Consider the following 21,654-nt stretch of genomic DNA (forward strand, 5'->3'; position numbering starts at 1 on the left):
GGCCACCACAGCCGGCTCCCGCCGCTTCAGCCGCGGATGGTCTTCATGACCTCCTGGTTGTCGAACGCGCGGGCCGGGGGGCCCTCGAAGATGATCTCGCCCCGGTCGATGGCGTAGAGCCTGTCGGCCACCCGGGACGCGGTCATCAGGTTCGACTCCGCGATGAGCAGCGACACGCCCATGGCCTTGATCTGCGTCACGGCTTCGATGAACCGGGTCACCACCACGGGCGCCAGGCCCTCGAACGGCTCGTCCAGCAGCAGGATGGAAGGGCTGAGCGTCATCGCGCGAGCGATGGCGACCATCTTCTTCTGGCCGCCCGAGAGGAAGAGCCCGCGCCGCTGGGTGAACGCGCGCACCTCGGGGAACAGCGAGAGCACGCGCTCGTCGATGCCGCTGTCACCCGCGGTGGCCACGGCCTTGCCGGCCGAGCGGGCAAGCGACTGGCTGATCACGAAGTTCTCGGCGACGGTCAGATCCGGGAAGATCCCGGAGTCCTCGGGAGAGTAACCAATCCCCGCGAGGGCGCGCGCGTAAGTGGGGAGCCGGGTGATGTCCTTCCCGTTGAACGTGACCGTGCCGCTGCGAATCGGTAGCAGACCCATGATGCTGTCGATGGTCGTGGTCTTGCCCGCGCCGTTGCGTCCCACCAGGACCACCGACTCGGCGTCCCCGACCTTCAGCGACACGCCGTTGAGGACGTGGGCGGGGCCGCGAAAGGTGTTGATCCGCTCGATCTCAAGCATGGCGCTGGGTCCCCAGGAGATTGGCCGTGACCTGTTCGTTGTTCCGGATCTCGTCCGGGGTGCCGTCGGCCAGGATCGTGCCCTGGTGCATGGCGACGATCCTGGGGCAATACTTGAAGACCACGTCCATGTCGTGCTCGACGATGACGGCCGTGATCCCCCCCGCCCGCACCACCTGCGTGATGATGTCCATGATCGGCGCCTTCTCCCGGGTGCTGACGCCGCTGGTGGGCTCGTCGAGGAAGAGGAGCTTGGGCTTGAGCGCGTAGGCGACGGCCACGTCCAGGAGCTTGCGCTCGCCCTGGCTGAGCCCGCCCGCCACCATTTCGGCCTTGCCCGCCAGCCCGAACTGCTGGAGCACGGCCACGGCCTCGTCCCGGACGGCCCGGTCCGCGTCCGATAGCGTGAACAGCTTCCGGGTCTTGCCGTCCCGCGAGAAGATGGCCAGCGCCAGGTTGTCGAGCGTGGTCAGCTGGTCGAAGAGGTTGACGAGCTGGAAGCTCCGCGCGATCCCCCGGGCGATCTTCTTGTGGATGGAGTCGCGCGTGATGTCGGCCCCCTGGAACACGATGGCGCCGGAGTCCACGGGGATGAGCCCGCTGATCAGGTTGATCAGGGTGGTCTTCCCCGCCCCGTTGGAGCCGATGAGGGCCAGCACCTCTCCCTCCGTCACGGTGAAGTCCACGTGATCCACGGCGTGCGTGTCGCCGAAGTACTTGGTGAGCTGGGTCGTCTTGAGCAGGCTCACGGCTCGGGCGTCCTCTTCCACTTCTGGGAGAGCTGCGCGACCATGCCCATGATGCCCGTCGGCAGCGCCAGCACGAGCGTCACCAGCACGACGCCCAGGAACAGCTGCCAGTACACGGTGTAGCCCACGGCGAAGGTCTTGAGGTAGTTGAAGACCACCGCGCCCACGATGGGTCCGGCGAAGGTCTTGAAGCCTCCCATCACGGTCATGAAGACGATCTCGCCCGAGAAGTTCCAGACCAGGATGTCGGGCGTCGTGAGACCGTTGAGCGGCACCCAGAGCGCCCCGGCCAGCCCCGTGAACACCCCGGAGATCAGAAAGGCGACCCAGCGGTAGTGCCAGACCTGCACCCCGACGAACTCGGCCCGCGTCTCGTTGTCGCGGATGGCCTGGAGCGCCTTGCCGAACGGCGAGTGCACGATCACCCACATGACCGCCACCGAGGCCAGGAAGAACACGAGGACGTAGTAGTAGTACCGGTGCGCCAGGAAGGCCATCTTGTCCTGTCCCGCGCCGATGGACACGCCGAGCAGCCTGGGCGTGGGCACCCGCAGGCCATCGGTCCCGCCCGTCACCCAGAAGAACTTAAAGGCCAGGCTCCAGATCACCTGGGACAGGGCGAGCGTGAGGATGCCGAAGAAGATCCGCGTGTAGCGCACGCAGACCAGGCCGAAGATCGCGGCCACGAGGGCCGAGGCGAGGACGCCGGCCAAAAGCAGCAGCTCCATCGAGCCGATCTTCAGGTACTTGACGGCGAAGGCGGCGGCGTACGCGCCCACGCCAAAATAGGCCGAGTGCCCGAAGGAGAGGAGGCCCGTGTAGCCGAGCAAGAGGTTGAAGCCCAGCGCCGCGATGGCGAAGACCAGGCCGTAGGACAGCAGCACGGTCTGATACGGCTCGACTACCCAAGGCAGGATCGCGAGCACGAGGATGATGGGCCCGACGGCAACGAGCTGGCGCCGGTTCGCCATGGGCACGGGGCTCATGCGCGCCCGAACAGCCCGGCGGGCCGGATGAGCAGCACCACGGCCGCCATGAGATAGAGCACCGCCAGCTCGACCTCCGGGAAGAAGGTGATGCCAAGCTCCCTGACCACGCCCACCATCAGCGCTCCGACCAGGGCGCCCTCGAGGCTCCCGAGGCCGCCGATGACCACGACGACGAACGCCAGGATCAGCGCGTCCACGCCCATGCCGAGCACGGCGCCCTGCTGCGGCACGACGATGGCGCCGCCGAGACCCGCCATGAAGCAGCCCAGCGTGAAGGCCTGGACGTAGACGCGGTTGACGTTGACCCCCATGGCCTGCGCCATGCGCATGTTCTGCGAGGTCGCCCGCAAGACGATGCCGAACTGCGTGCGGTAGATGAAGGCCCAGAGACCCGCCGCCGCGAGGCCGCCGACGACGATGACGGCCAGGTTGTACGTCGGGTAGATGGACTCGCCGAAGTTGAGGCTCCCCATGCCCTCGTAGAGCGAGCTGACGGACAGCGGGTACGGGCCCCAGATGAGCCGTATCAGGTCCTCGAGGATCGACAGCAGCCCGAACGTGATCAACAGCTGGTACTCCTCGGGGCGCTGGTAGAGCGGCCGGAGCAGGGTCGGCTCCAGCACCGCGCCCAGGGCGGCCGCCCCCAGGGGCCCGGCGAGCAGCACGAGGTAGAGGAGCGGCGTCGGCGTCGCGCCGCCCACGAGCAGCCCGACCGTCCAGGCCGCCACGAAGGCCCCGAAGGCGTAGAGGTTGCCGTGGGCCAGGTTGACGATCCGCATGACGCCGTAGATGAGGCTGAGCCCGCCGGCGATGAGGAAGAGCACCGCCGCGTAGAGGAGCGAGTTGAGGATGTGGATCAGGAGCGTGTCCATCGCCCGATACCATGCCCCAACTCAGGGGGCTGGTTCAACCCGAAACTGCGCCACCGCCACCTCGGCGTTGACCCAGTTGTCGCGCAGGGCCAGCGCCACCAGGGCGGTGTACGCGCCCGGCTTGAGCCGGCCCTTGAGATTGACCACGAGCCGGGCGCCGTCGCGGTCGCGCGAGAGGCCGGCGTCCGCCACCGCGCCGTCGGCGCCGACAATGACGTAGCGGCAGACCGGCACGTCCGCGAGGTCCTCCTCGGAGACCGGCTTGCCCAGCGGCTCCCTCACGACGCGGTATTCCCGCAGGAACCTCTCGACGCGCTCGATCTCGGGGACGACCTCCAGGCGATCGCCGCGGGCGGTGAGCCGGGCGACGAAAGCCCGGCTCGGGCGAGCGAAGCGATCGTAGGTGCCGACCCCTTTCGGGTTGGTGAAGTCGCGGAACGCCCCTAAGACTACCTCGCGCTCCGTCCACTTCTCGAGCGCGTAGGGCCCGTTGGTGACGAGGAAGTGGCCGCGCTTAGCGTAAAAGCCCTTGAGCGAGGCCCAGCGTGTCTGGGCTTCGTCCGCCGTGACGAGTCGCTTGAGCGCGGGCGGGATGTAGGCCTGGGCCGCGAACGTCTCCACCAGCGCGAAGAGCGCCTCCTTGGTCTTCGCATCCCGCGCCAGGTCGAGCCACGGCACGCCGCGCCGCTTCGCCTCGCCCGGTGAAAAGGCCGCGAGGCCCCGCTTGACGGCCTCGTCCATCAGCGCGAGCACGGGCCAGGGCAAGGCGCTCCATGGAGGTGCTAAGGCTGCCAGAGCTTCGTTGTCGAGGGCGCCGCCGTTGACGTAGACCTCGATGACCGGAACGATGTAGGTGAACGTGTTGTCGCTGAACTTCTTGACTTCGGCGTCCACCTTGATCACGCGGAAGCCGACGAGGGCCTGGCGGAGCGGCGCCGTCGCGGTCTCCACGGCGAGGTCGGCGGCGGCCCGCCCGCCTGCCCGCGCGCCCCAGCGGTACGCGAAGCTGTACGCATAGGCGGCGTCAGCGGGGGTCATGCGCGTGTTGTCGTGGAAGGCGGAGGCCACCAGACGGTATGTGATGCGGGCTCGAGCGCTCTTGCCCTTCCCCGCGTCACTGAAGAGCCCGGTGCCGGGCTCCGGAATCAGGGCGTCTTCCGGCAGCTCGATCTCGGACACGGTTGGGGAAGTGGGCGGCCGAGTCACCGTCACGGCGGTCACCCGGTTGGCCACCCATCCCGAGCCGTAGGGTTCCGGGATCAGGGCCGGATCGCCCACGGCCGCCCACAGCAGCCGCCCCGCCGGATCGAGGAAGCCCCCGATAGGATTCCACGCGGCGGCGGGCCGGCTCGCGATTCCCAATCTGAGCCAGCCGTTCCACGGGAAGTCCTTGAGCTTAACGGTGCGGAGGAAGATGGCGGAGTTGAACCCGGTCTGCGAATCCCAGGCGATATTCTCCACGCCCTGGGAGAACTCCGCGTTGAAGTACTCGCGGCGGACAGTGTAGCCCAAGACTACCCGGTCGCAGCCCGCCGCCAGTCGCGACACCAGCTGGCGCTCGAGCTCGATCCGCGCGGTGGGGCTGTCAAAGGCGCCGGAAGCGAGGCGACGGTAGAGCCCCTCCGCCGCCTGACGATCCGCGGCGTCGCTCACGGCGCCGGCTGCGAGCAGATAGGCGTGGAACCAGCCCTCCTTGAGCCACGGCGGGCCGAGCCAGCCGTCCAGGTTCAGGCCGTGGGAAGCGAGCAGGCCTTCAACGTCGACTTCCTCGATCGTGGCGTCCCACTTGCCGCCTCTGGCCGGGGCCTTCACGAGCCGCTCGGCCAGTGGACCTTTGGCCTGGACCAGCGGCGCAGCGCCCGATGCGGCAGGTGCTGCAGCGTAGGCTTGCTTCGCTGACTGGGCCAGATCGAAGTGCTCCAGGTAGTCCATGTCATAGGGCGTGACGGGGTACGGATGCGGGACGTAGAGGCCCGGCGCTTGGCCAAGGCTCTTGGCGATCCGGCGAGCCGCTGCGCACCGGCTCTCGCGGTTCGCCGCTGCCTGCGAGCCCGGATTGAAGGTCATGACAACATAGCCGCCCAGCGACTCGACGGGCTTGAGGTCGGCGGGGGCGCGGCCGCCGACGAAGGGATCGGCACCGACATAGGCGTGGAGCCCCGCGCTCTTGAGCAAGGGCACCGCCGCGGCCGGCGGCAGGGTCTGGATGCGGATCTCCTGCGGGTAATAGGACGGATAGAAGGGCAACTCGTGACCGGCCCCGGAGGGAGCGGCCCAGAGCAGGCAGAAGACAAGCAGGATGAGCGCACGCCCTCGATGCGCCCACCGACGGAACAGGGAACGCCTCATGAACGTGAGAAAGGGGGAGGGGGGCAGGTCCTGCCCCCCTCCCCCGAACCCGTGAGCCGAGACGCTAGACCTTGACCTGGGGCCAGGTCTTCTCGATCCAGGTATAGGTGCGAGTCTCCTCACCGCTCGGCGCCGGCCACCCCGGAGGCGCCGTGATGTTGCGGATGGGGATGGTGATGATCTTGGTCGGATCGAGGATCTGGAACGGATAGTCAGGCGAGTTGACGCTGAAGCCCGTCATGGCGTCCTTGTAGCCCTGGTGGTTGTCCGGGCGGATGTGGATGTAACCCGCCGGCCCGGAGATGGACGCCCCTTCCAGCTGGCTGATGAGGGCCTCGTCGTCGGGCCAGCCGCCCGTCAGCTTGTTGGCCTTCTCGACCGTCTGCTTCAGGAGCATGAGCGTCGTATAGGCGCCTTCGGACTGGAAGTTCGGGTACTCCTTCCACCGCTCGAAGTACTTCTTCACGAACGCCGTGTTGGCCGGCCAGCGGTCCTGCGGCGGATAGTTGAAGTAATAGTTGGAGTGGACGCCCGCGATGACGCCCTCCGGGTGGTCCTTGCCGATGGCGTGCGGCGCGACGCCGAAGGCGATCATGCTCGTGAACTTCATCTTCTTGAACAGGTCGTAGCGCAGCGCCTGCTTGTACATGGCCACATAGTCGCCGCCCCACACCGAGGAGACCAGCAGGTCAGGCTTGGCCGCGATGGCCTTGGTGATGTGGGAGGTGAAGTCCGTGGTGCCGAGCTTGGGCCAGCCCTCCGACACCACCTGGGTGCCGGGCATCATCTTCTTCATCACGATGTTGAAGTGCGCGAAGGCGTTGCGCCCGTAGGAGTAGTCGGGGTGGATGTGGGCGATCTTCCGCACCTTGGGCCAGGTCATGGCGGTCGCGACGGCCGCGGTCACGCCGTCGGCCGACTGCATGTTGGTGATGCGGAAGATGTGGTGCGGGTTCAGCACGGCCTTGTCGAAGAGGAAGTCCGTGCATCCGTCCACGAAGATCGTGAGCAGCTTGAGCTCCTCGGCCACTGGCCCGAGCGCCGGCGTGTTGCCGCTCGAGATGACCCCAGTGAAGAGGTCAATCTTCTCGGAGAGCTTCATCCGGCGCATTTCCTTCACGTTCGCGTCGGTGCCGGCCGCTTCGTCGGCCTTGAAGGTCTCGATCTTGCGCTTGCCCAAGAGACCGCCCTGGGCGTTGATCTCCTCAGCCGCCAGGATATGCCCCTTGTAGGAGGGCTCTCCGAGCACGGCGGCGGCGCCGGTGAAGAAGGTCATGTGGCCGACCTTGTACGGCGTGTCGGGGATGTTGCCCTTGGGCTGGGCTTCGGCGCGGCTGATGAGAGCCGGGCCGCCGACGAGCGGCACGGCGGCCGCGGTCGCCGCGGCGCCGACCGTCACGCCGAGAGAACTCAGGAAGTCACGACGGGAAACTTCTGGGGCCATAAGGCGTCCCTCCTTGATTGGGTGGACCGTGTCGAGGCCAGTGGTGGGGCAAGGAGATATTAGCCGGGGCTCGGGGGAAGTCAAGGAGTAAGCGCAGAGGGCGGCCTGTTCTCGGCGCGATGCGTCAGAGCCTCGCGTCCTCGAGCAAGAGCGCCTATAATCGTGCTCGAAGGCCATGCGGACATGAGCGCCATCACGCGATCGCTTCGCGGCATCGGGGCCGCCGTGAAATCACGGCCGTGGCTGTTCCTCGCGGTCGCTCTCGGCGTCTTCGCCCTCGACATCCTGGTCCCGCCCCTCGTCCTGACCCTCGCTCGCAAGCCCGTCACCGCCTTCACCATCAACCCCTGGCTGCCCTCCCTGCCCGACTACCTCGCCTCCGGGCGCGGCTCGCTCGGGGAGCGCTTCACCAAGGCGTGGGGCCTGGCGCTCTTCTGGTTCTCCGCGGACAATTCGTTCGGGCTCGAATGGGGCTTCGCCGTCACGACGGCCGACCTCGCGCGCTTCGCCTTCATGTCCCTCCTCGTCGCGGCGTACTTCGCGCTCTGGATGGAGCGCCGCGCGGCTCTCCCCGTCGCTCCGTGGGGCCGCGGGGCCGGAGGATCAGGCGGCGTGCTGGGAGCGCTGGGCGGCATCTTCGGGCTCTCCACCGGCGGCTGCACCGTGATGGGCTGCGGCGCGCCGGTCCTTCCGGTGATCGGGCTCGCCTTCGCGGGCCTCAGCAGCACCACGATCAAGTGGATGTCCGACCTCTCAACGATCGGCACGGCGGCGGTGCTGATCGGTCTGGTATCAGCCGTCGGCTGGCTAGGCTACCGCACAGGCCGCCGATAAGGGCCCATCTGCTTCGTTGGCGCCCTCGGCCGCAGGCTCAACGTACAGGAGTACGCCTCGCCCGCGGCCCTTCGGGCGCCGCCTCGCATCTGGACCCTTCTCGCCGGTCTCAAGTCGAGAGGTGTAGACTGCCGGGGTGCTGACCCGCGAGTTCGGGCCCACCGGTGTCAAGGTCAGCGTCATCGGCCAGGGCACCTGGCACATGGGCGAGGACCGGCGCCTCAAGAAGGGCGAGATTGCGGCGCTCCGGCTCGGCATCGAGCTGGGCCTGACCCACATCGACACCGCTGAGATGTACGCAGACGGCCAAGCCGAGGAGATCGTCGCTGAAGCGGTGGCGGGGCAGCGCGACCGCGTCTTCATCGCCACCAAGGTCCTGCCCTCGAACGCGTCGTACAAGGGCACGCTCGACGCCTGCGAGCGCTCGCTCAAGCGCCTGCGTACCGACCACGTGGACCTCTACCTCTTGCACTGGTGGAGCGGGCAGCACCCCATCGAGGACACCATGCGCGCCTTGGTAGCCCTCTGCGCATCGGGCAAGACGCGCTTCGCCGGCGTGAGCAACTTCGACGTCGAGCAGATGCGGGCGGCCCAGGCGGCGCTCGGCAAGGTCCCCCTCGCCTGCAACCAGGTGCTGTACCACCTTCGCGACCGCGACATCGAGAAGGACGTCGTGCCGCACTGCGAGCGGGAGCGGATCGCCGTCGTGGGCTACACGCCGCTGGCGCGCGGCGGCTTCATGCGCGGGGCGGTCGCCGACGTCGCCAAGCGGCTCGGCAAGACACCGCGCCAGGTCGCGCTCAACTTCCTCACCCGCCGCCCGTCGCTCTTCGCCATCCCGAAGGCGACGAGCCCCGAACACGTCCGGGAGAACGCGGGCGCGCTCGACTTCACGCTCACCCCTGAAGATCTCTCGGCCATCGATGCCGAGCACCGGAGATAGACCATGCCCCCTGTGTCCAGCATCGGCCAGTCCCTTCGCCGCGTGGACGGCGGCGAGAAGGCGGCGGGCCTCACGCGCTTCGCCGCGGACCTCGTGCAGACGAACGCGTTGCACGCCCGCCTCGTGCTCTCGCATCACGCTCACGCGCGCATCCTTAAGGTGAACGCGCACGCCGCCAGGGCCCTGCCCGGCGTGGTCGGCGTCTTCACCGGGCGCGACCTGCCGCTCACCAAGCAGGATCCGTCCGACCGCAACCGCTGCCCTCTGGCGCTCGACACCGTCCGCTTCGTGGGGCACCCCGTGGTCGCGGTCGTGGCCGAGAGCGAGGCCGTCGCCGAGGACGCGGCGGCGCTGGTCGAGATCGAGTACGAGATCCTGCCCGCCGCGGTCGACGCGCTCGAGGCCATGCGGCCCGACGCCCCGCTCGTGAGCGAGCTTGGCGGCCAGGACGATGACGCCGAGCTGGGCCAGCACGGCGCGGCCGGCGGCGGCGCGGCGCTCAAGGAAGCGCTCGGGTCCAACATCGCGAGCACCCAGCACTTCACGCGCGGCGACGTCGCCAAGGGCTTCGCCGAGGCGGACGTCGTGATCGAGCGCACCTACCGCACGAGCGTCGTCCACCAGGGCTACCTCGAGCCGCGCGCGGCCGTGGCGCAGGTGGACGCGCTCGGCAACGTTACCGTGTGGACGACCACCCAAGCGCTCTTCTACACGCGCTCGGAAGTCGCCGAGGCCCTGGGCCTGCCCGAGCACCAGGTGCGCATCGTCGCGACGCCGATCGGCGGCGGCTTCGGCGGCAAGTTCGTCCTCCTCGAGCCGCTCGCCGCGGCGCTCGCGATCGCGCTCAGGCGATCCGTCTCGCTCGTGCTCTCGCGCACCGAGGAGTTCCTGACGACGACCCCCGCGCCCGCGAGCGTTTTCGAGCTCAAGACCGGCATCGCCAAGGACGGCAGGCTGACCGCCCTTCAGGCGCGGGTCATCTTCGACGCCGGCGCCTATGCGGGCGCGCCGCTCGGTATCGCCTGTCTGATGCTCGGCGGCTGCTACCGGCTGCCCCACATGGACATCCGCGGCTACGAGGTGCTGACCCACAAGACGGGCAACGGCGCCTACCGCGCTCCCGGCGCCGTCCAGGCGGCCTTCGCGCTGGAATCCCAGATGGACCTGATGGCCCGCGCGCTCGGCATGGACCCGCTCGACCTGAGACTCCTCAACGCGTCGTCCGAGGGCGATCTCATGGCCAACGGCAACAAGTGGCCGCGCATCGGTCTCCGCCCCTGCCTCGAGCGGCTCAAGGAGGAGCGCGGCCGCCGCAAGGCGTCCGCGGGATCTAATCCGCGCTTGAAGCGTGGGGTCGGGGTCGCAATTGGCGGCTGGATGGGCGGCATCGAGCCGGCCAACGCGGTCTGCCGGCTCGAGCGCGACGGCACGCTGTCCATCATCGTGGGCACGGTGGACATGAGCGGAACCAACACGGCCTTCGCCCAGATCGCCTCGGAGGCCTTTGGTCTTCCCACGGGACTCATCCGGGTGGTGAACGCCGACACCGAGGCCGCGCCCTACGCCGGCTCGAGCGGCGGGAGCAAGATCACCTACACTGTCGGCGCGGCCGTCGAGAAGGCAGCGCGCGACGCGAGGCAGCAGCTCTTCGCCATCGCCGCGCGTCACCTCGAGGCGGCGGTGGAGGACCTCGAGCTGGTCGACCGGGCGATCCAGGTCCGGGGCGCGCCCGGCAAGGCCGTGCCGATCGCCGCGCTCGCCAAGGCGTCGATGCAGTTCGCGGGCAAGTACGAGCCCGTGTACGGGCGTGGCTCGACGGCGACCATCGCGCGCTCGCCCGCCTTCGCGGCGCATCTCGCCGAGGTCGAGGTGGATATGGAGACCGGTCACGTGCGAGTGCTCGACCAGGTCGTGGTCCAGGACGTAGGGCGCGCGATCAACCCCGCGGCCATCGAAGGCCAGATCCAGGGCGCCGCCGCCCAGGGGGTCGGGTGGGCCCTCCTCGAGCGGATGCCGTACGACGCGCACGGCCAGCTGCTCTCGGCAACGTTCATGGACTACGCCATGCCGGCGAGCGACACCGTCGCCGCGGTGCGCGCCGTGCTCGTGGAGGTGCCATCCGAGCTGGGCCCCTTCGGCGCGAAGGGAGTCGGCGAGCCGCCCGTGGTCGGCGCGCCCGCCGCCATCGCCAACGCGGTCATGGACGCGACAGGACACCGCTTCACCGAGCTGCCCATCACGAGCGAGGCCGTGAGCCGCGCGGTCTTAGGAGCCATCGTCCATTCGTAACATCATCCTGCTCGGGCTGACCTCGCTCCTGACCGACATCTCGAGCGAGATGGTCTACCCCCTCGTGCCCTTCTTCCTCACGGCGGCGCTCGGCGCGAGCCCGGCGATGCTGGGGCTCATCGAAGGCCTGGCCGAGAGCGTGGCGAGCGTCCTCAAGGTCTTCGCCGGGTTCATCTCGGACCGGATCGGGAAGCGCAAGGGACTGATCATCGCCGGCTACGGCGCGGCCGCCCTCGGCAAGCTGCTTCTCGCGCTGGCAGCGGGCTGGGGCATGGTGCTGACGGCGCGAGTCGTTGACCGGCTCGGCAAGGGCATACGAACGGCGCCGCGGGATGCCCTGATCGCCGACAGCGCCCACGAGGACAAGCGCGGCCGCGCCTTCGGGCTCCACCGGACCCTCGACACCTGGGGCGCGGTGGCGGGCGTAGGCCTCGGCTACTGGTTCTTCACGCGCATGCCCGGCGAGTACGCGCGCGTCTTCCTGGTAGCGCTCCTCCCCGCGGTGCTGGGGGTGCTCGTGCTCCTAGCCGTCCGCGAGCCCAAGCACGGGAGGCTGCGTGTGGCCCCGCCTCGCCTCAGCTGGAACATGCTGCCGAGGCGGCTACAGCTCTTCCTCGTGATCACGCTCCTCTTCACCTTAGGCAACTCGTCCAACGCCTTCCTCCTGCTCCGGGCGCAGAGCCTCGGCTTCACGGCCGCGGCGGCGATTCTCCTCTACGGCGCCTACAACGCGAGCTACGCTCTGTCCTCCTATCCGGTCGGGCTGGTGTCTGACCGCATCGGCCGCAAGACTCTTCTCGTCGCGGGGTACAGCTTCTACGGAGTCGTCTACCTGGGGTTCGCCCTCCTCGACGCCGCGAGCCACGCGTGGATCACCTGGGCGCTCTTCGCACTCTACGGGCTTTACAGCGGATTCACCGATGGCGTCGAGAAGGCGCTGGTCTCCGACCTCGCGCCTCGCGAGCTGCGCGCGACGGCCATCGGGCTCCATGGGACCTTGGTGGGCATTGGACTCTTCCCGGCCTCCTTCATCGCGGGCCAGCTTTGGACATGGCTCGGCCCGGAATCCACCTTCTATTTCGGCAGCGGCATGGGCTTCCTCGCGTCCCTCGGCCTTCTGCTGGTGCTCTGAGACGGGAGAACACAGGATGAGAGTCGGCATCTCGCTGACGAGCCACCACGACGTCACGGACCCGCGCGAAGGCGCGCGCTGGATGATCGAGCGGGCCCAGGCCGCGCGGCACGCGGGCCTCGACTCGCTCTTCCTTGGCGACCACCACGCCGTCCCCAAGCCCTATTACCAAAACGTGCCGATGCTCGGGCGGCTCCTCGCCGAGTGGGACGAAAAGGCCGCGGGCTGCCTGTTCCTCCTGCCGCTCTGGAATCCCGTGCTAGTCGCCGAGCAGGTCGGCACGCTGGCCGCCATCGCGCACGGCCGCTTCATCTTCCAGTGCGGGCTCGGCGCCGACGAGGCGCAGTTTCTCGCGATGGGCGCCAACATCAAGCAGCGCCCCTCGGCCTTCGAAGAGTCCTTCGCCCTCGTGAAGAAGCTTCTCGCGGGCGAGACCATCTCATCGCAGGGACGCTTCGTCGTCGAGAACGCGCGGGTGACGCCGCGCCCCGCCGAGCCCGTCGAGTACTGGATCGGCGCCAGCGCGCGAGTCTCCATCGACCGCGCGGCGCGCATCGCCGACGGCTGGCTCGCCTCGCCCGGCCTCACCATCGACCAGGCCCGCGAGCAGGCGGCCTGGTACCTGGACGGCTGCGCCAGGTACGGGAAGAAGCCGGCGGCGGTGGCGATCAGGCGGGATATCTACGTCGGAGAGTCAGCGGCCGAGGCCGAGGCGACGGGCCAGGCCATGGTCAAGGCGGGGTATCGCGGCTTCGACCCGAAGGCGCTCTGCTGGGGCTCGGTGGAGCAGGTCGTGGAGAAGTTCCGCGCCCTCGAGCCGCTCGGTTACACCGACATCATCGTCCGCCACCTCACCGACGACCACCCCAAGGTCCTGGGCTCCCTCGCCCGCCTGGCCGACGTGCGCAAGGCGTTCCAGAACACCTAGCCTGGTCAGGGGCTGCGGGCGCCCCAGAGGCCGGCCGCGACGCGCGCCTCGTAGTAGTGGCCGTTGGGATGCAGGAGCGCCGTCTGGACGAGGACCCATGCGCGGCTCCTCCCACCGGCCCAAAACTCCGTGAGCCATTCGGCGCCGGGGGCGACGACGCCCTCGGTGAGGACGACGCTCCTGACGCGCTCCGCCGGAACGAGGGCCTCGAGGTCGCTGCCGCGCAGCGTCTCGATGACCTCGAGCGTCCGCGTCGTCACCGCATCCCAGTAGCCCTTGAGCGCTTGGAGGTCGATGCGCGCGCTCAGCTCGTCCACCTCGGCGTCCTTCATCCCCGTGCCGACGTCGCGTCGCGGCACGCCGAGGCTTTCGAGCCATCCCGCATCGAGAACCTGGGGCCGGTCGGCCAGGAAACGATTCAGCGCGACGTCCTCGATACGCGCCGCGTGCCAGAGAAGCCACGCGACGGTGTTGACGCCCGGATGGGGCCGCCCGCGCAGGTGCGGCTCGGGAAGCCGGGAAAACAGCCCGTCGATCAGGCTTCCGTGGAGGTCACCGTAGCGGAGCAGCAGGAAGCTGATGGCGTCCATGCCGGCTACGGGCTGATCCACACCTTCATGAAGGTGTTGTTGTCGTAGGTGGTGAGCCCAGGCTTGTAGTTCTGCAGGCGCTTGTCCTTGAAGAACCAGCCCTCGACCCATGCCACGGCCACCGTGGCGGTGTCGCCACGCGTGAGGATGTAGCGCTGGAGCTCCCAGTAGGCCTGCCGGCGCTTGTCCTTGTTCGACTCTTTCAAGCCGCGCTCCGCCAGCTCGTCGATCTTCGGATCGGACATGCGGCCGTAGTTGCTCCCGCCCTCGGTCGTGTAGGCGATGTGGAAGACGCCCGAGGGATCATTGACGTCCATGGCCCGGTCCTGGCTGGCGATGAGCGTGAAGTCGCCCTTGCCCCAGGCAGCGTAGCCCGCCGCGCTCTCGTGCGTCTTGAGCGTCCCGCGGATGCCGGCCTTGCGAAGCTGGGCGATGACGAGCTGAGCACGGTCGACGTAGTTGCCGACGGAGCGCACCGCGACCTCGATGTCCACGCCGTTCGGGTAGTGCTTCTCGACGAGCTTCTTGGCCTCGGCGATGTCTCCGTCCTTCGGCTGGCGGCAGCCCGGGATCTTGTTGACCTCCTCGAGCGGCAGGGCGAAGTCGCCGGACAGCTTCGGATCGAGGATGCCGCAGGGCACGCCCGCGCCTTCGAGAGCCTTGGCGACCATCTCCTGTCGGTCGATCGCCAGGTTGACCGCTCGCCTCAGGTCCGGGTTGTTGAAGGGCGGCTTCTGCGAGTTCAGGTAGATGAGAAAGATCGTGTTGATAGAGGCCTGGTAGATGTCCACGTCCTGGCGGGCCCGGCCCAGCTCGTCGGCCTGCGTCTTGCGCATCGGCGGCCAGGCATCCCAGAGCATGATCTTGCCGGCTTTCGCGGCGGCGAGCTGGGTCGGCCCGCCGATGAGGATGAACTGCTTGACGCCGTCCACATACGGCAGGCCCGGGATGAAGTAATTCGGATTCTTCTCCCACTCGATCACGCTGCCGCGCTCGTACTTCTTGAACTTGAAGGGCCCCGTGCCGATCTGGGCTTCTGGTTGGTTGAGATCTCCGTATTTCGCGAGGATGTGTTTCGCGGCCACGCGACACCAGGCCGAGGCCAGCGACGGCAGGAACGGCGCGGCCGGGAACTTGAGCCTGAACTGGACGGTATTCGCGTCGACCATCTCGACCGCGGCCACCATGGGCTTGAGCGAGGCCCCGCACTTCGGGCTCTGGAAGTCCTTGCTGAGGATGCGGTCGAAGGAGGCCTTGACGTCGGCCGCGCTGAAGGGCTGGCCGTCGTGCCACGTAACGCCCTTTCGGAGGTAAAACGTGTACGTCTTCCCGTCGGGCGAGACCGTCCAGCGCTCGGCCAGGTCGCCGGCGATCTTGGCCGGATCATCGGGATCATAGTGCAGGAGCCCGCTGTAGACGCCCGCCGTCGCCTGCTGGACGACCAGGGGAGACTCGGCGTGAACGTCGAGGCGGCCCGGATCGCCGTAGTCGAACCACGTGAGGATGCCGCCGGGACGCGGCTTGTCCTGCGCCTGCGCCGCGGGCGCGGCGAGCGCGGCGATCAGCGCGAGGGAAGCCAGGAGGCGGAGAGTCTTCGAGGTCGTCATTTATCGAACTCCTTTTGGGATCGGGCTCCTTTGCGTCGTTACTAACCGAGGCCCCCGCGCAGTCGCGGGTCGGTGACATCGCGAATCGAGTCTCCAAAGAGGTTCAGCCCGAACACGGCCAGGCTGATCGCCAGTCCGGGAAAGAATACCATCCAGGGCGCGGTCTCGAGCGCCTGGATTCCGGCCGTCATCATGCCGCCCCACGAGGGCTCGTCCGGCGGCGCTCCGGCTCCGATGAAGCTCAGGGAGGCTTCCACCACGATGGCGTAGGAGACATTGGTCGTGACGAGGACGATATAGCCGGCCATGCAGTTGGGGATGAGGTGCCGCGCGATGATGCGCCAGTTCGTGGCCCCGACCGCGCGCGCCGACTCCATGTACGGCGAGACGATGATGCCGAGGGCGATGGAACGGATGGTACGAGCCGCCGTGGGCGTCAGCAGGACGACGAGCGCGATGATGACGTTGTTCACCGACTGGCCGAGCGCCGCCATCAGCGCGAGCGCCAGGATGATGGGCGGCAGGGCCATCACGCTGTCCACGACGCGCTGGCTGCCCGTATCGGCGGCGCCGCCGAGGTAGGCGGTGACGGCGCCCCAGAGCGAGCCCGCCGTGATGCCGAAGACGACGGACACGAGCCCAACGTAGAGGGACAACCGCGCGCCCCAGATCACGCGGCTCAGCACGTCGCGCCCGATCTGATCGGTGCCCATGGGAAATTGCGCGCTCGGCGGCAGGTACGGCGAGAAGCTCGCGTCCTTCGGGCCGTGCGGCGCCAGCCGTGGCGCCAGCACGGCGACCGCGATCAGCACGAGAACGATGAGCCCGCCGGCCGCGCCCAGCGGCTGGCGGCGGAGGAGGTGACCGAGCGCTGCCATCGCCTCACGCATAGTGGATCCGTGGATCGAGCCAGACGTAGAGCAAATCCACCACGAGGTTCACGACCAGGAAGACCACGGCCATGACGAAGACCATGGCCTGGACGGTCGGGTAGTCGCGCTGGCTCACGGCCTGGACGAGCGCCGTCCCCATCCCCGGCACGACAAAGATGATCTCCATGATGACGAGCCCGCCCAGAAGCCGGCCGCCCCACCAGCCGACGAAGGTCACCACGGGCAGGAGCGAGTTCCTGAGCGCGTGGCGGTAGACCACCGCGCGCTCCGACAGACCCTTGGCGCGCGCCGTGCGCACGTAGTCCTGTCGGATCACCTCGAGCATCTGCGAGCGCGTGAGCCGCGTGATGGGCGCGCTGATGTAGTACGCCTGCGCCAGCGCCGGCCAGATCAGCTGCTTGAGGTTCTCCACCGGGTCCTCGGTGAAGGCCACGAACTCGAGCGGCGGGATCCAGTGGAAGACCCGGACGAGCCCGTACAGGATCAGCGCCCCCGTGACGAAGAGCGGCACGCTCAGGCCGCTCAGGCTCGCGATGCGCGCGAGGTAGTCGAGGGGGCCGTTCTGATGGACGGCGGAGACCACGCCGAGGGGGATGGCCCAGATCACCGCGATGGCGAGCGTGAGAATGGCCAGCTCCATGGAGCGCGGGAAGCGCTCGCGCAGGATGTCCCAGACCGGCCGGCGCTGCGCATAGGACTTCCCGAAATCCCCGCGCACCGCTCCGCCCATCCACGAGAGATACTGGACCATCACCGGCTGGTTCAAGCCGAGCTCCTCGCGGATCTTCTGGATCTGCTTCTGCTGGACGCCGCTCGTCTCGGAGCCCGCCTGGTACACGAGGATCTCGGCGATGTCCCCCGGGACCAGCCGCATCAGCACGAAGATCAGCATGGACGCCCCGATCAGGGCGGGAATGAAGAGCAGGATCCGGCGGATGATGTACGTGCTCATGCGGTGCGGCCGTATGCTACGGGCGGCGCGTCAGCCGCGTCAAGAGCCCCACGTGGCCGGGACAATCGGCTCTCACCGAAGTACATCGATGTCCCGTTCGCCGAGAAGCCTCGCAGATAGGGCGGCGGTAGGTAGTGATGCTTTCCGGGCTCCAATATTCCGACTGTACCGCCGAACGTCACGAATGAGCCGCGCGACTTTCCAGCTCAGTGTCGCGTCGGCTCCATTCGTTGGTTAGGCGTCGCGCCCTTCATTTGAGCAGCCCAGGGTTATTCCCAAGATATTCCCGGGCAAATCTGATCGAACGCGCATAACCGATTCCAGTGCTGATGTACTGGTCGAGGGTTTCAATGATGGCTCTCGTCGCCTGTAGGGGATCGACGCCCATTATCCGCACGGAGCCACTCGACGAAGTTTTGTCGATGTAAACGCGAAGCTCACGTAGGCCTTGTGAAATGCCGCCCTCGCGCATGCTCACGATCCCGACCATGTGTCCTTCGCTGTTCAGAAGAGCACCACCGGAGTTACCCTTGTTGATCGACGCCTGAATAAAGATGAGGGACGACGAACCGTCAAAACCAGAAACCATGCCGTGATGGGTGACCATGCCAGGTGTCGCGAGAGGATAGCCCGAGAAAGTAACATCGTCGCCGACTGCCAAAACCTCCTTGTCGGATGCCAACTCAACCTTCGCGAAGTTCTTTGTCGGCTTGGTCTTGAGCTTCACAAAGGCGAAATCCTGAAGCAGCGGACTCGTATCGGCCTGGGTGGGCACGGATACAACGGTGCCGCTGATCGTTTCGCCAGACGGCAGAACCACCTGAAGGTCTGGATAGAGAGTCCAGTTGACTGTTGGACCCTGAGCCGACAACGCCGCCACGACGTGAAAGCATGTCAGAACGTGCTGGTCGCCAATGAAGGCACCGCTGCCCTTCGAATTTCCCGACTGGCTCACAAGCATGACGCCAGAAGTCCGGGACAGCTCAAGAACGTTCATGCCTTGCGCCATGGGACCTCCGGCAGATGAGCATGCCACGACACCAAGAAGACTGGAAAGCAACACTCTCATGGTTTGCACAGGTTGGTGCCTCCACTGGATCGGCGACGTCTAACGCAGAAGTAACCGGCCTGCGCAGCTTTTCGCGCAGGCCGGTTGACTGCCGAGTTGGGCATGGGTTGGCTGGAGATCAATTTCATTCCGCTACTTCCCCCCGATCACCAACACAAACTGAGCTTCAGGAAAGAAGTCCGGCTTTATTGGGCTAGTCCCGAACTGGACGCCAATGCCTGAGAGGATCTTTGATAGCTCAATGGCTGCTGGCGAAATATTTTTTGTGTCTCTCACTCCGATATGAACTCCAATGACGTCGGGTGTGAGGCCTGGGATTGGCAATGCCAAATCTGACGCACAACCAGCCGCCTTCAGCGCTTTGACAAAGTCAGTTGCATACACTTGAGCTTCGTGGTTGCTGTTTGCTGCCGTCACATGAACCATGGGGAGTGAGTGGCAGGATTTACGAGCCATGACTGTTAGCGCGGCACTTTGCTCAGAACTCAGGTGACGACCTTTTACGTTCTGTTCTATTTTTGAAAGTTTTTCGCGCGCTTCCTGTTGCTCACGTTGGGCCGCGTCCAGTTGCAGTTTCAGTTCGGCCTCACGCTCGAGTTGGACCTTGGAGGACAACTCACTAGCTCGGCGGTCAACGTAATAACGAATGCCAGTGGCTAACGGGACAAATATCGCGAAAATTATTGTAGCCCACAGCAAAGTGTGGGATAGCGACTTGAGGCTATCGATGCTGTTCCACATTTCCATAAATTTCTATCGATATCGGTTGCTGATCGGTGCGGAGACATAGCTGTGAATGCCCAACTAGAATTCGGGTACGGGATAGGCTGATCCGCGTAATACCGCAACCCATGCGAGATCCTGCAGCCTATCGGGATCCCAAGTGGCCGGCTGGCCCCCTTCCGAATCGGCAGGTTGAGCCTGAGTGGGCCGGCCCTCCGCGGTAGGGATATGCCACCAGGCGCTGCAGTCTATCCTGCGGAGTTCCTAGCTTACCATAGCCTAGCTCGCCTCGGCGATGGCCTTGATGCCGCCCGGGTTGTCCAGGGAGGAGAGATCGCCGGGATCCTTGCCGAGATGGGTGGCGCGGATCACGCGGCGCATGATCTTGGCGCTGCGGGTCTTGGGCAGCTCGGCGGCGAAGAGCACGCGCTCGGGCTTGAGCGCCTTGCCCATTTGCCTGGCGATAAGATCCGAGAGCTCAGCGCGGAGGGCTTCGCTGGGCTTCGCATCCGGGCGCAGCACCGCGAAGCACACCACAGCTTCGCCCTTGACCTTGTGCGGCACGCCGACCGCCGCGGCTTCGGCGACGGACGGATGGCTCACGAGCACCGACTCGACCTCCGCCGGGCCGACTCGTTTGCCCGCGATCTTCAGCGTGTCGTCGGAGCGGCCCGTGACGAACCAGAAACCGTCCTCATCGATATAGGCCCAGTCGCCGTGCACCCAGACATTCGGCCAGCGCGACCAGTAGGTCTCGATGTAGCGGTCGGGGTCCTTCCAGAAGCCCGCCGTCATGCCGGGAAAGGGCCTGGTGATGACGAGCTCGCCCACCTGTCCGCGCACCGGCTTGCCGTCCTCGCCGAAGACGTCGGCGGCGATGCCCGGGCAGGGGCCGTTGAATGAGCAGGGCTTGATGGGCGCGATCGGGAAGGACGTCAGGATGCCGCCCGAGATCTCCGTGCCGCCGGAGTAGTTAATGATGGGCACCCTGCCGCCCCCGACGTGCTCGAAGACCCAGCGGTAGGGCTCGGGATTCCACGGCTCCCCCGTCGAGCCGAAGATGCGAAGCCGCGAGAGATCGTGGGCACGCGGCCACTCGGTGCCGTGAGGCATGAGCGCGCGCACCGCCGTCGGCGACAGGCCCATGACCGTGACCTGGTGCCGCTCGGCGACCGCCCAGAGCCTGTCCGGCTTGGGATAGTCGGGCGTGCCTTCGAAGAGGACCAGCGTCGCGCCGTTGGTCAGCCCACCCAGGATGAGGATCGTGCCCATGACCCACCCCATGTCGGTGAGCCAGAAGAAGCGGTCATCGGCGCCGAGGTCGAAGAAGTAGGCCGCATCGTGGCCGATCTTCATCTGGAGCCCGCCCTGGGTCAGCACCACGCCCTTGGGCTTGCCCGTCGTCCCCGACGTGTAGGTGATGCAGCAGGGCCTGTCGGCGTCCACCGGCAGCGCCGGACACTCGGCCGACTCGTGCGCGAGCGCCTCGTGCCACCACACGTCGCGCCCCGGCGTCCACGGCACGTCGCGGCCGAGGCGCTTGAGCACGAGCAGGTGCTTGACCGATGGCGACAGCGTCGCCGCCTCGTCGGCGACCTCCTTCATCTTGACCGTCTGGCCGCGGCGCGGGAAACCATCGGCGGTGATCAGCACCTTGGCGTCGCAGTCCTGCAGGCGCGCCGCGACCGCCTGGGCGCCGTAGCCGGAGAACGAGGGCGAGTAGATGGCGCCGATCCGGCAGATGGCCATGATCGCGATGGCCGCCTCGGCGGACATCGGAAGGAACAGCCCCACGGAATCCCCCGCCCCGACACCGAGCCGCGTGAGGACATTGGCCAGGCGGTTGACGTCGCGCGACATCTCCCGGTAGGTCCACGTGCGGACCTCGCCGTCTTCCGCCTCCCAGACGATGGCGGCCTGCTCGCCGCGGCCGGCGTCCACGTGGCGGTCCACGCAGTTGTCGGAGAGATTCATGAGGCCGCCCTCGAACCAGCGCGGCCAGGCGATCCCGCGCGAGGTGTCGAGCACGCGGGTGTAGGGCTTCATCCAGCGGAAGCCCAAGTCCTTCGAGACGGCGTCCCAGTACCACTCTGGGTCGTCCACGCTCCGCCGCTGGAGCGCGTCCAGCGAGGCGAGCCCGTGGGCGCGCATGAACTTCGTCAGGCGCGCGCGCTCGATGACCTCGGGGGTTGGGCGCCAGATGATCTCGCTGTCAGTCATTTGATCACCCTCACCCTGCCCTCTCCCTGGAAGGGAGAGGGATTCGAGGGCGGCGACATGGTAGCATGTCCCGCGTTGTCACCTGGACCCCCCTATTTAAAGGAGAGCGCTCATGAAGGCGGTCGCGGCTGTCGCGGAGATCCTGAAGCGCGAAGGCGTCAAGTTCCTCATCGGCTATCCCGTCAACCCCATCATCGAGGCCGCCGCCCAGGCCGACATCCGCACCATCATCGTACGCCAGGAGCGCACGGGTCTGCACATGGCCGATGCCGTGAGCCGCGTCACCTCGGGGCAGAAGATCGGCGTCTTTACGATGCAGCACGGGC

The 21,654-nt window shown here is 67.2% G+C and carries 19 protein-coding genes; 6 read left to right on the forward strand and 13 right to left on the reverse strand.

Translation table 11 applies throughout. The features are described 5' to 3' along the window. Positions 1-26 precede the first annotated feature (26 nt). The 6 genes from VGV06_07285 to VGV06_07310 form a co-directional block, all read right to left on the reverse strand. Positions 27-746 (reverse strand): ABC transporter ATP-binding protein, encoded by a 720-nt coding sequence (locus VGV06_07285; protein HEV2054958.1) that lies wholly within the window; start codon positions 744-746, stop codon positions 27-29. After that, positions 739-1,494 carry an ABC transporter ATP-binding protein gene (locus VGV06_07290; protein ID HEV2054959.1) on the reverse strand — a complete coding sequence of 252 codons (756 nt, stop codon included), beginning with the start codon at positions 1,492-1,494 and terminating at the stop codon, positions 739-741. Before VGV06_07290 ends, VGV06_07285 begins: the two co-directional genes overlap by 8 nt. After that, positions 1,491-2,465, reverse strand: coding sequence for a branched-chain amino acid ABC transporter permease (locus tag VGV06_07295; GenBank protein ID HEV2054960.1), 975 nt, complete (start codon positions 2,463-2,465; stop codon positions 1,491-1,493). Before VGV06_07295 ends, VGV06_07290 begins: the two co-directional genes overlap by 4 nt. An 11-nt stretch (positions 2,466-2,476) precedes the next feature. Beyond that, complete coding sequence (locus VGV06_07300) at positions 2,477-3,355, reverse strand: branched-chain amino acid ABC transporter permease (GenBank protein HEV2054961.1); 879 nt, start codon at positions 3,353-3,355, stop codon at positions 2,477-2,479. Between the two features lie 21 nt (positions 3,356-3,376). Next, positions 3,377-5,704 carry a hypothetical protein gene (locus VGV06_07305; GenBank protein HEV2054962.1) on the reverse strand — a complete coding sequence of 776 codons (2,328 nt, stop codon included), beginning with the start codon at positions 5,702-5,704 and terminating at the stop codon, positions 3,377-3,379. A gap of 64 nt (positions 5,705-5,768) precedes the next feature. Continuing rightward, positions 5,769-7,148 carry an ABC transporter substrate-binding protein gene (locus VGV06_07310; protein ID HEV2054963.1) on the reverse strand — a complete coding sequence of 460 codons (1,380 nt, stop codon included), beginning with the start codon at positions 7,146-7,148 and terminating at the stop codon, positions 5,769-5,771. 183 nt (positions 7,149-7,331) lie between these two features. On the opposite strand from VGV06_07310, the gene VGV06_07315 reads away from it, so the two are divergent. The 5 genes from VGV06_07315 to VGV06_07335 all read left to right on the forward strand — a co-directional run bounded on the left by VGV06_07315 (position 7,332) and on the right by VGV06_07335 (position 13,274). Continuing rightward, positions 7,332-7,982 (forward strand): hypothetical protein, encoded by a 651-nt coding sequence (locus VGV06_07315; protein HEV2054964.1) that lies wholly within the window; start codon positions 7,332-7,334, stop codon positions 7,980-7,982. Positions 7,983-8,118: 136 nt separating this feature from the next. Then, on the forward strand, positions 8,119-8,925 hold the full coding sequence (locus VGV06_07320; protein HEV2054965.1) for an aldo/keto reductase: 807 nt from the start codon (positions 8,119-8,121) through the stop codon (positions 8,923-8,925). Positions 8,926-8,928: 3 nt separating this feature from the next. Then, complete coding sequence (locus VGV06_07325) at positions 8,929-11,214, forward strand: xanthine dehydrogenase family protein molybdopterin-binding subunit (GenBank protein ID HEV2054966.1); 2,286 nt, start codon at positions 8,929-8,931, stop codon at positions 11,212-11,214. Then, a complete protein-coding gene (locus VGV06_07330; protein ID HEV2054967.1) occupies positions 11,207-12,346 on the forward strand; it encodes an MFS transporter in 1,140 nt (379 codons plus the stop codon). The genes VGV06_07325 and VGV06_07330 overlap by 8 nt, the downstream gene beginning before the upstream one ends. A 16-nt stretch (positions 12,347-12,362) precedes the next feature. Next, positions 12,363-13,274, forward strand: coding sequence for an LLM class flavin-dependent oxidoreductase (locus tag VGV06_07335; protein HEV2054968.1), 912 nt, complete (start codon positions 12,363-12,365; stop codon positions 13,272-13,274). 5 nt (positions 13,275-13,279) lie between these two features. Here VGV06_07335 and VGV06_07340 read toward each other — a convergent pair whose 3' ends face one another. The 7 genes from VGV06_07340 to VGV06_07370 all read right to left on the reverse strand — a co-directional run bounded on the left by VGV06_07340 (position 13,280) and on the right by VGV06_07370 (position 21,328). Continuing rightward, entirely contained in the window at positions 13,280-13,864 is a 585-nt protein-coding gene (locus VGV06_07340; GenBank protein ID HEV2054969.1) for a DinB family protein, read from the reverse strand. Positions 13,865-13,869: 5 nt separating this feature from the next. Beyond that, positions 13,870-15,471, reverse strand: a complete 1,602-nt coding sequence (locus VGV06_07345) for an ABC transporter substrate-binding protein (GenBank protein ID HEV2054970.1) — start codon at positions 15,469-15,471, stop codon at positions 13,870-13,872. A gap of 41 nt (positions 15,472-15,512) precedes the next feature. Continuing rightward, complete coding sequence (locus tag VGV06_07350; GenBank protein HEV2054971.1) at positions 15,513-16,349, reverse strand: ABC transporter permease; 837 nt, start codon at positions 16,347-16,349, stop codon at positions 15,513-15,515. Between the two features lie 4 nt (positions 16,350-16,353). Continuing rightward, positions 16,354-17,316, reverse strand: a complete 963-nt coding sequence (locus VGV06_07355; protein HEV2054972.1) for an ABC transporter permease — start codon at positions 17,314-17,316, stop codon at positions 16,354-16,356. Between the two features lie 250 nt (positions 17,317-17,566). Next, positions 17,567-18,325, reverse strand: coding sequence for a serine protease (locus tag VGV06_07360; GenBank protein HEV2054973.1), 759 nt, complete (start codon positions 18,323-18,325; stop codon positions 17,567-17,569). Between the two features lie 192 nt (positions 18,326-18,517). Beyond that, on the reverse strand, positions 18,518-19,132 hold the full coding sequence (locus VGV06_07365) for a hypothetical protein (protein HEV2054974.1): 615 nt from the start codon (positions 19,130-19,132) through the stop codon (positions 18,518-18,520). Positions 19,133-19,387: 255 nt separating this feature from the next. Beyond that, positions 19,388-21,328, reverse strand: coding sequence for an acetate--CoA ligase (locus tag VGV06_07370; protein HEV2054975.1), 1,941 nt, complete (start codon positions 21,326-21,328; stop codon positions 19,388-19,390). Positions 21,329-21,440: 112 nt separating this feature from the next. Here VGV06_07370 and VGV06_07375 point away from each other — a divergent pair. Beyond that, positions 21,441-21,654: thiamine pyrophosphate-binding protein (locus tag VGV06_07375; protein ID HEV2054976.1), on the forward strand; the 214-nt coding region annotated here is incomplete at its 3' end.

The organism is Candidatus Methylomirabilota bacterium (genome assembly GCA_035936835.1).
GTDB lineage: Bacteria > Methylomirabilota > Methylomirabilia > Rokubacteriales > CSP1-6 > AR37.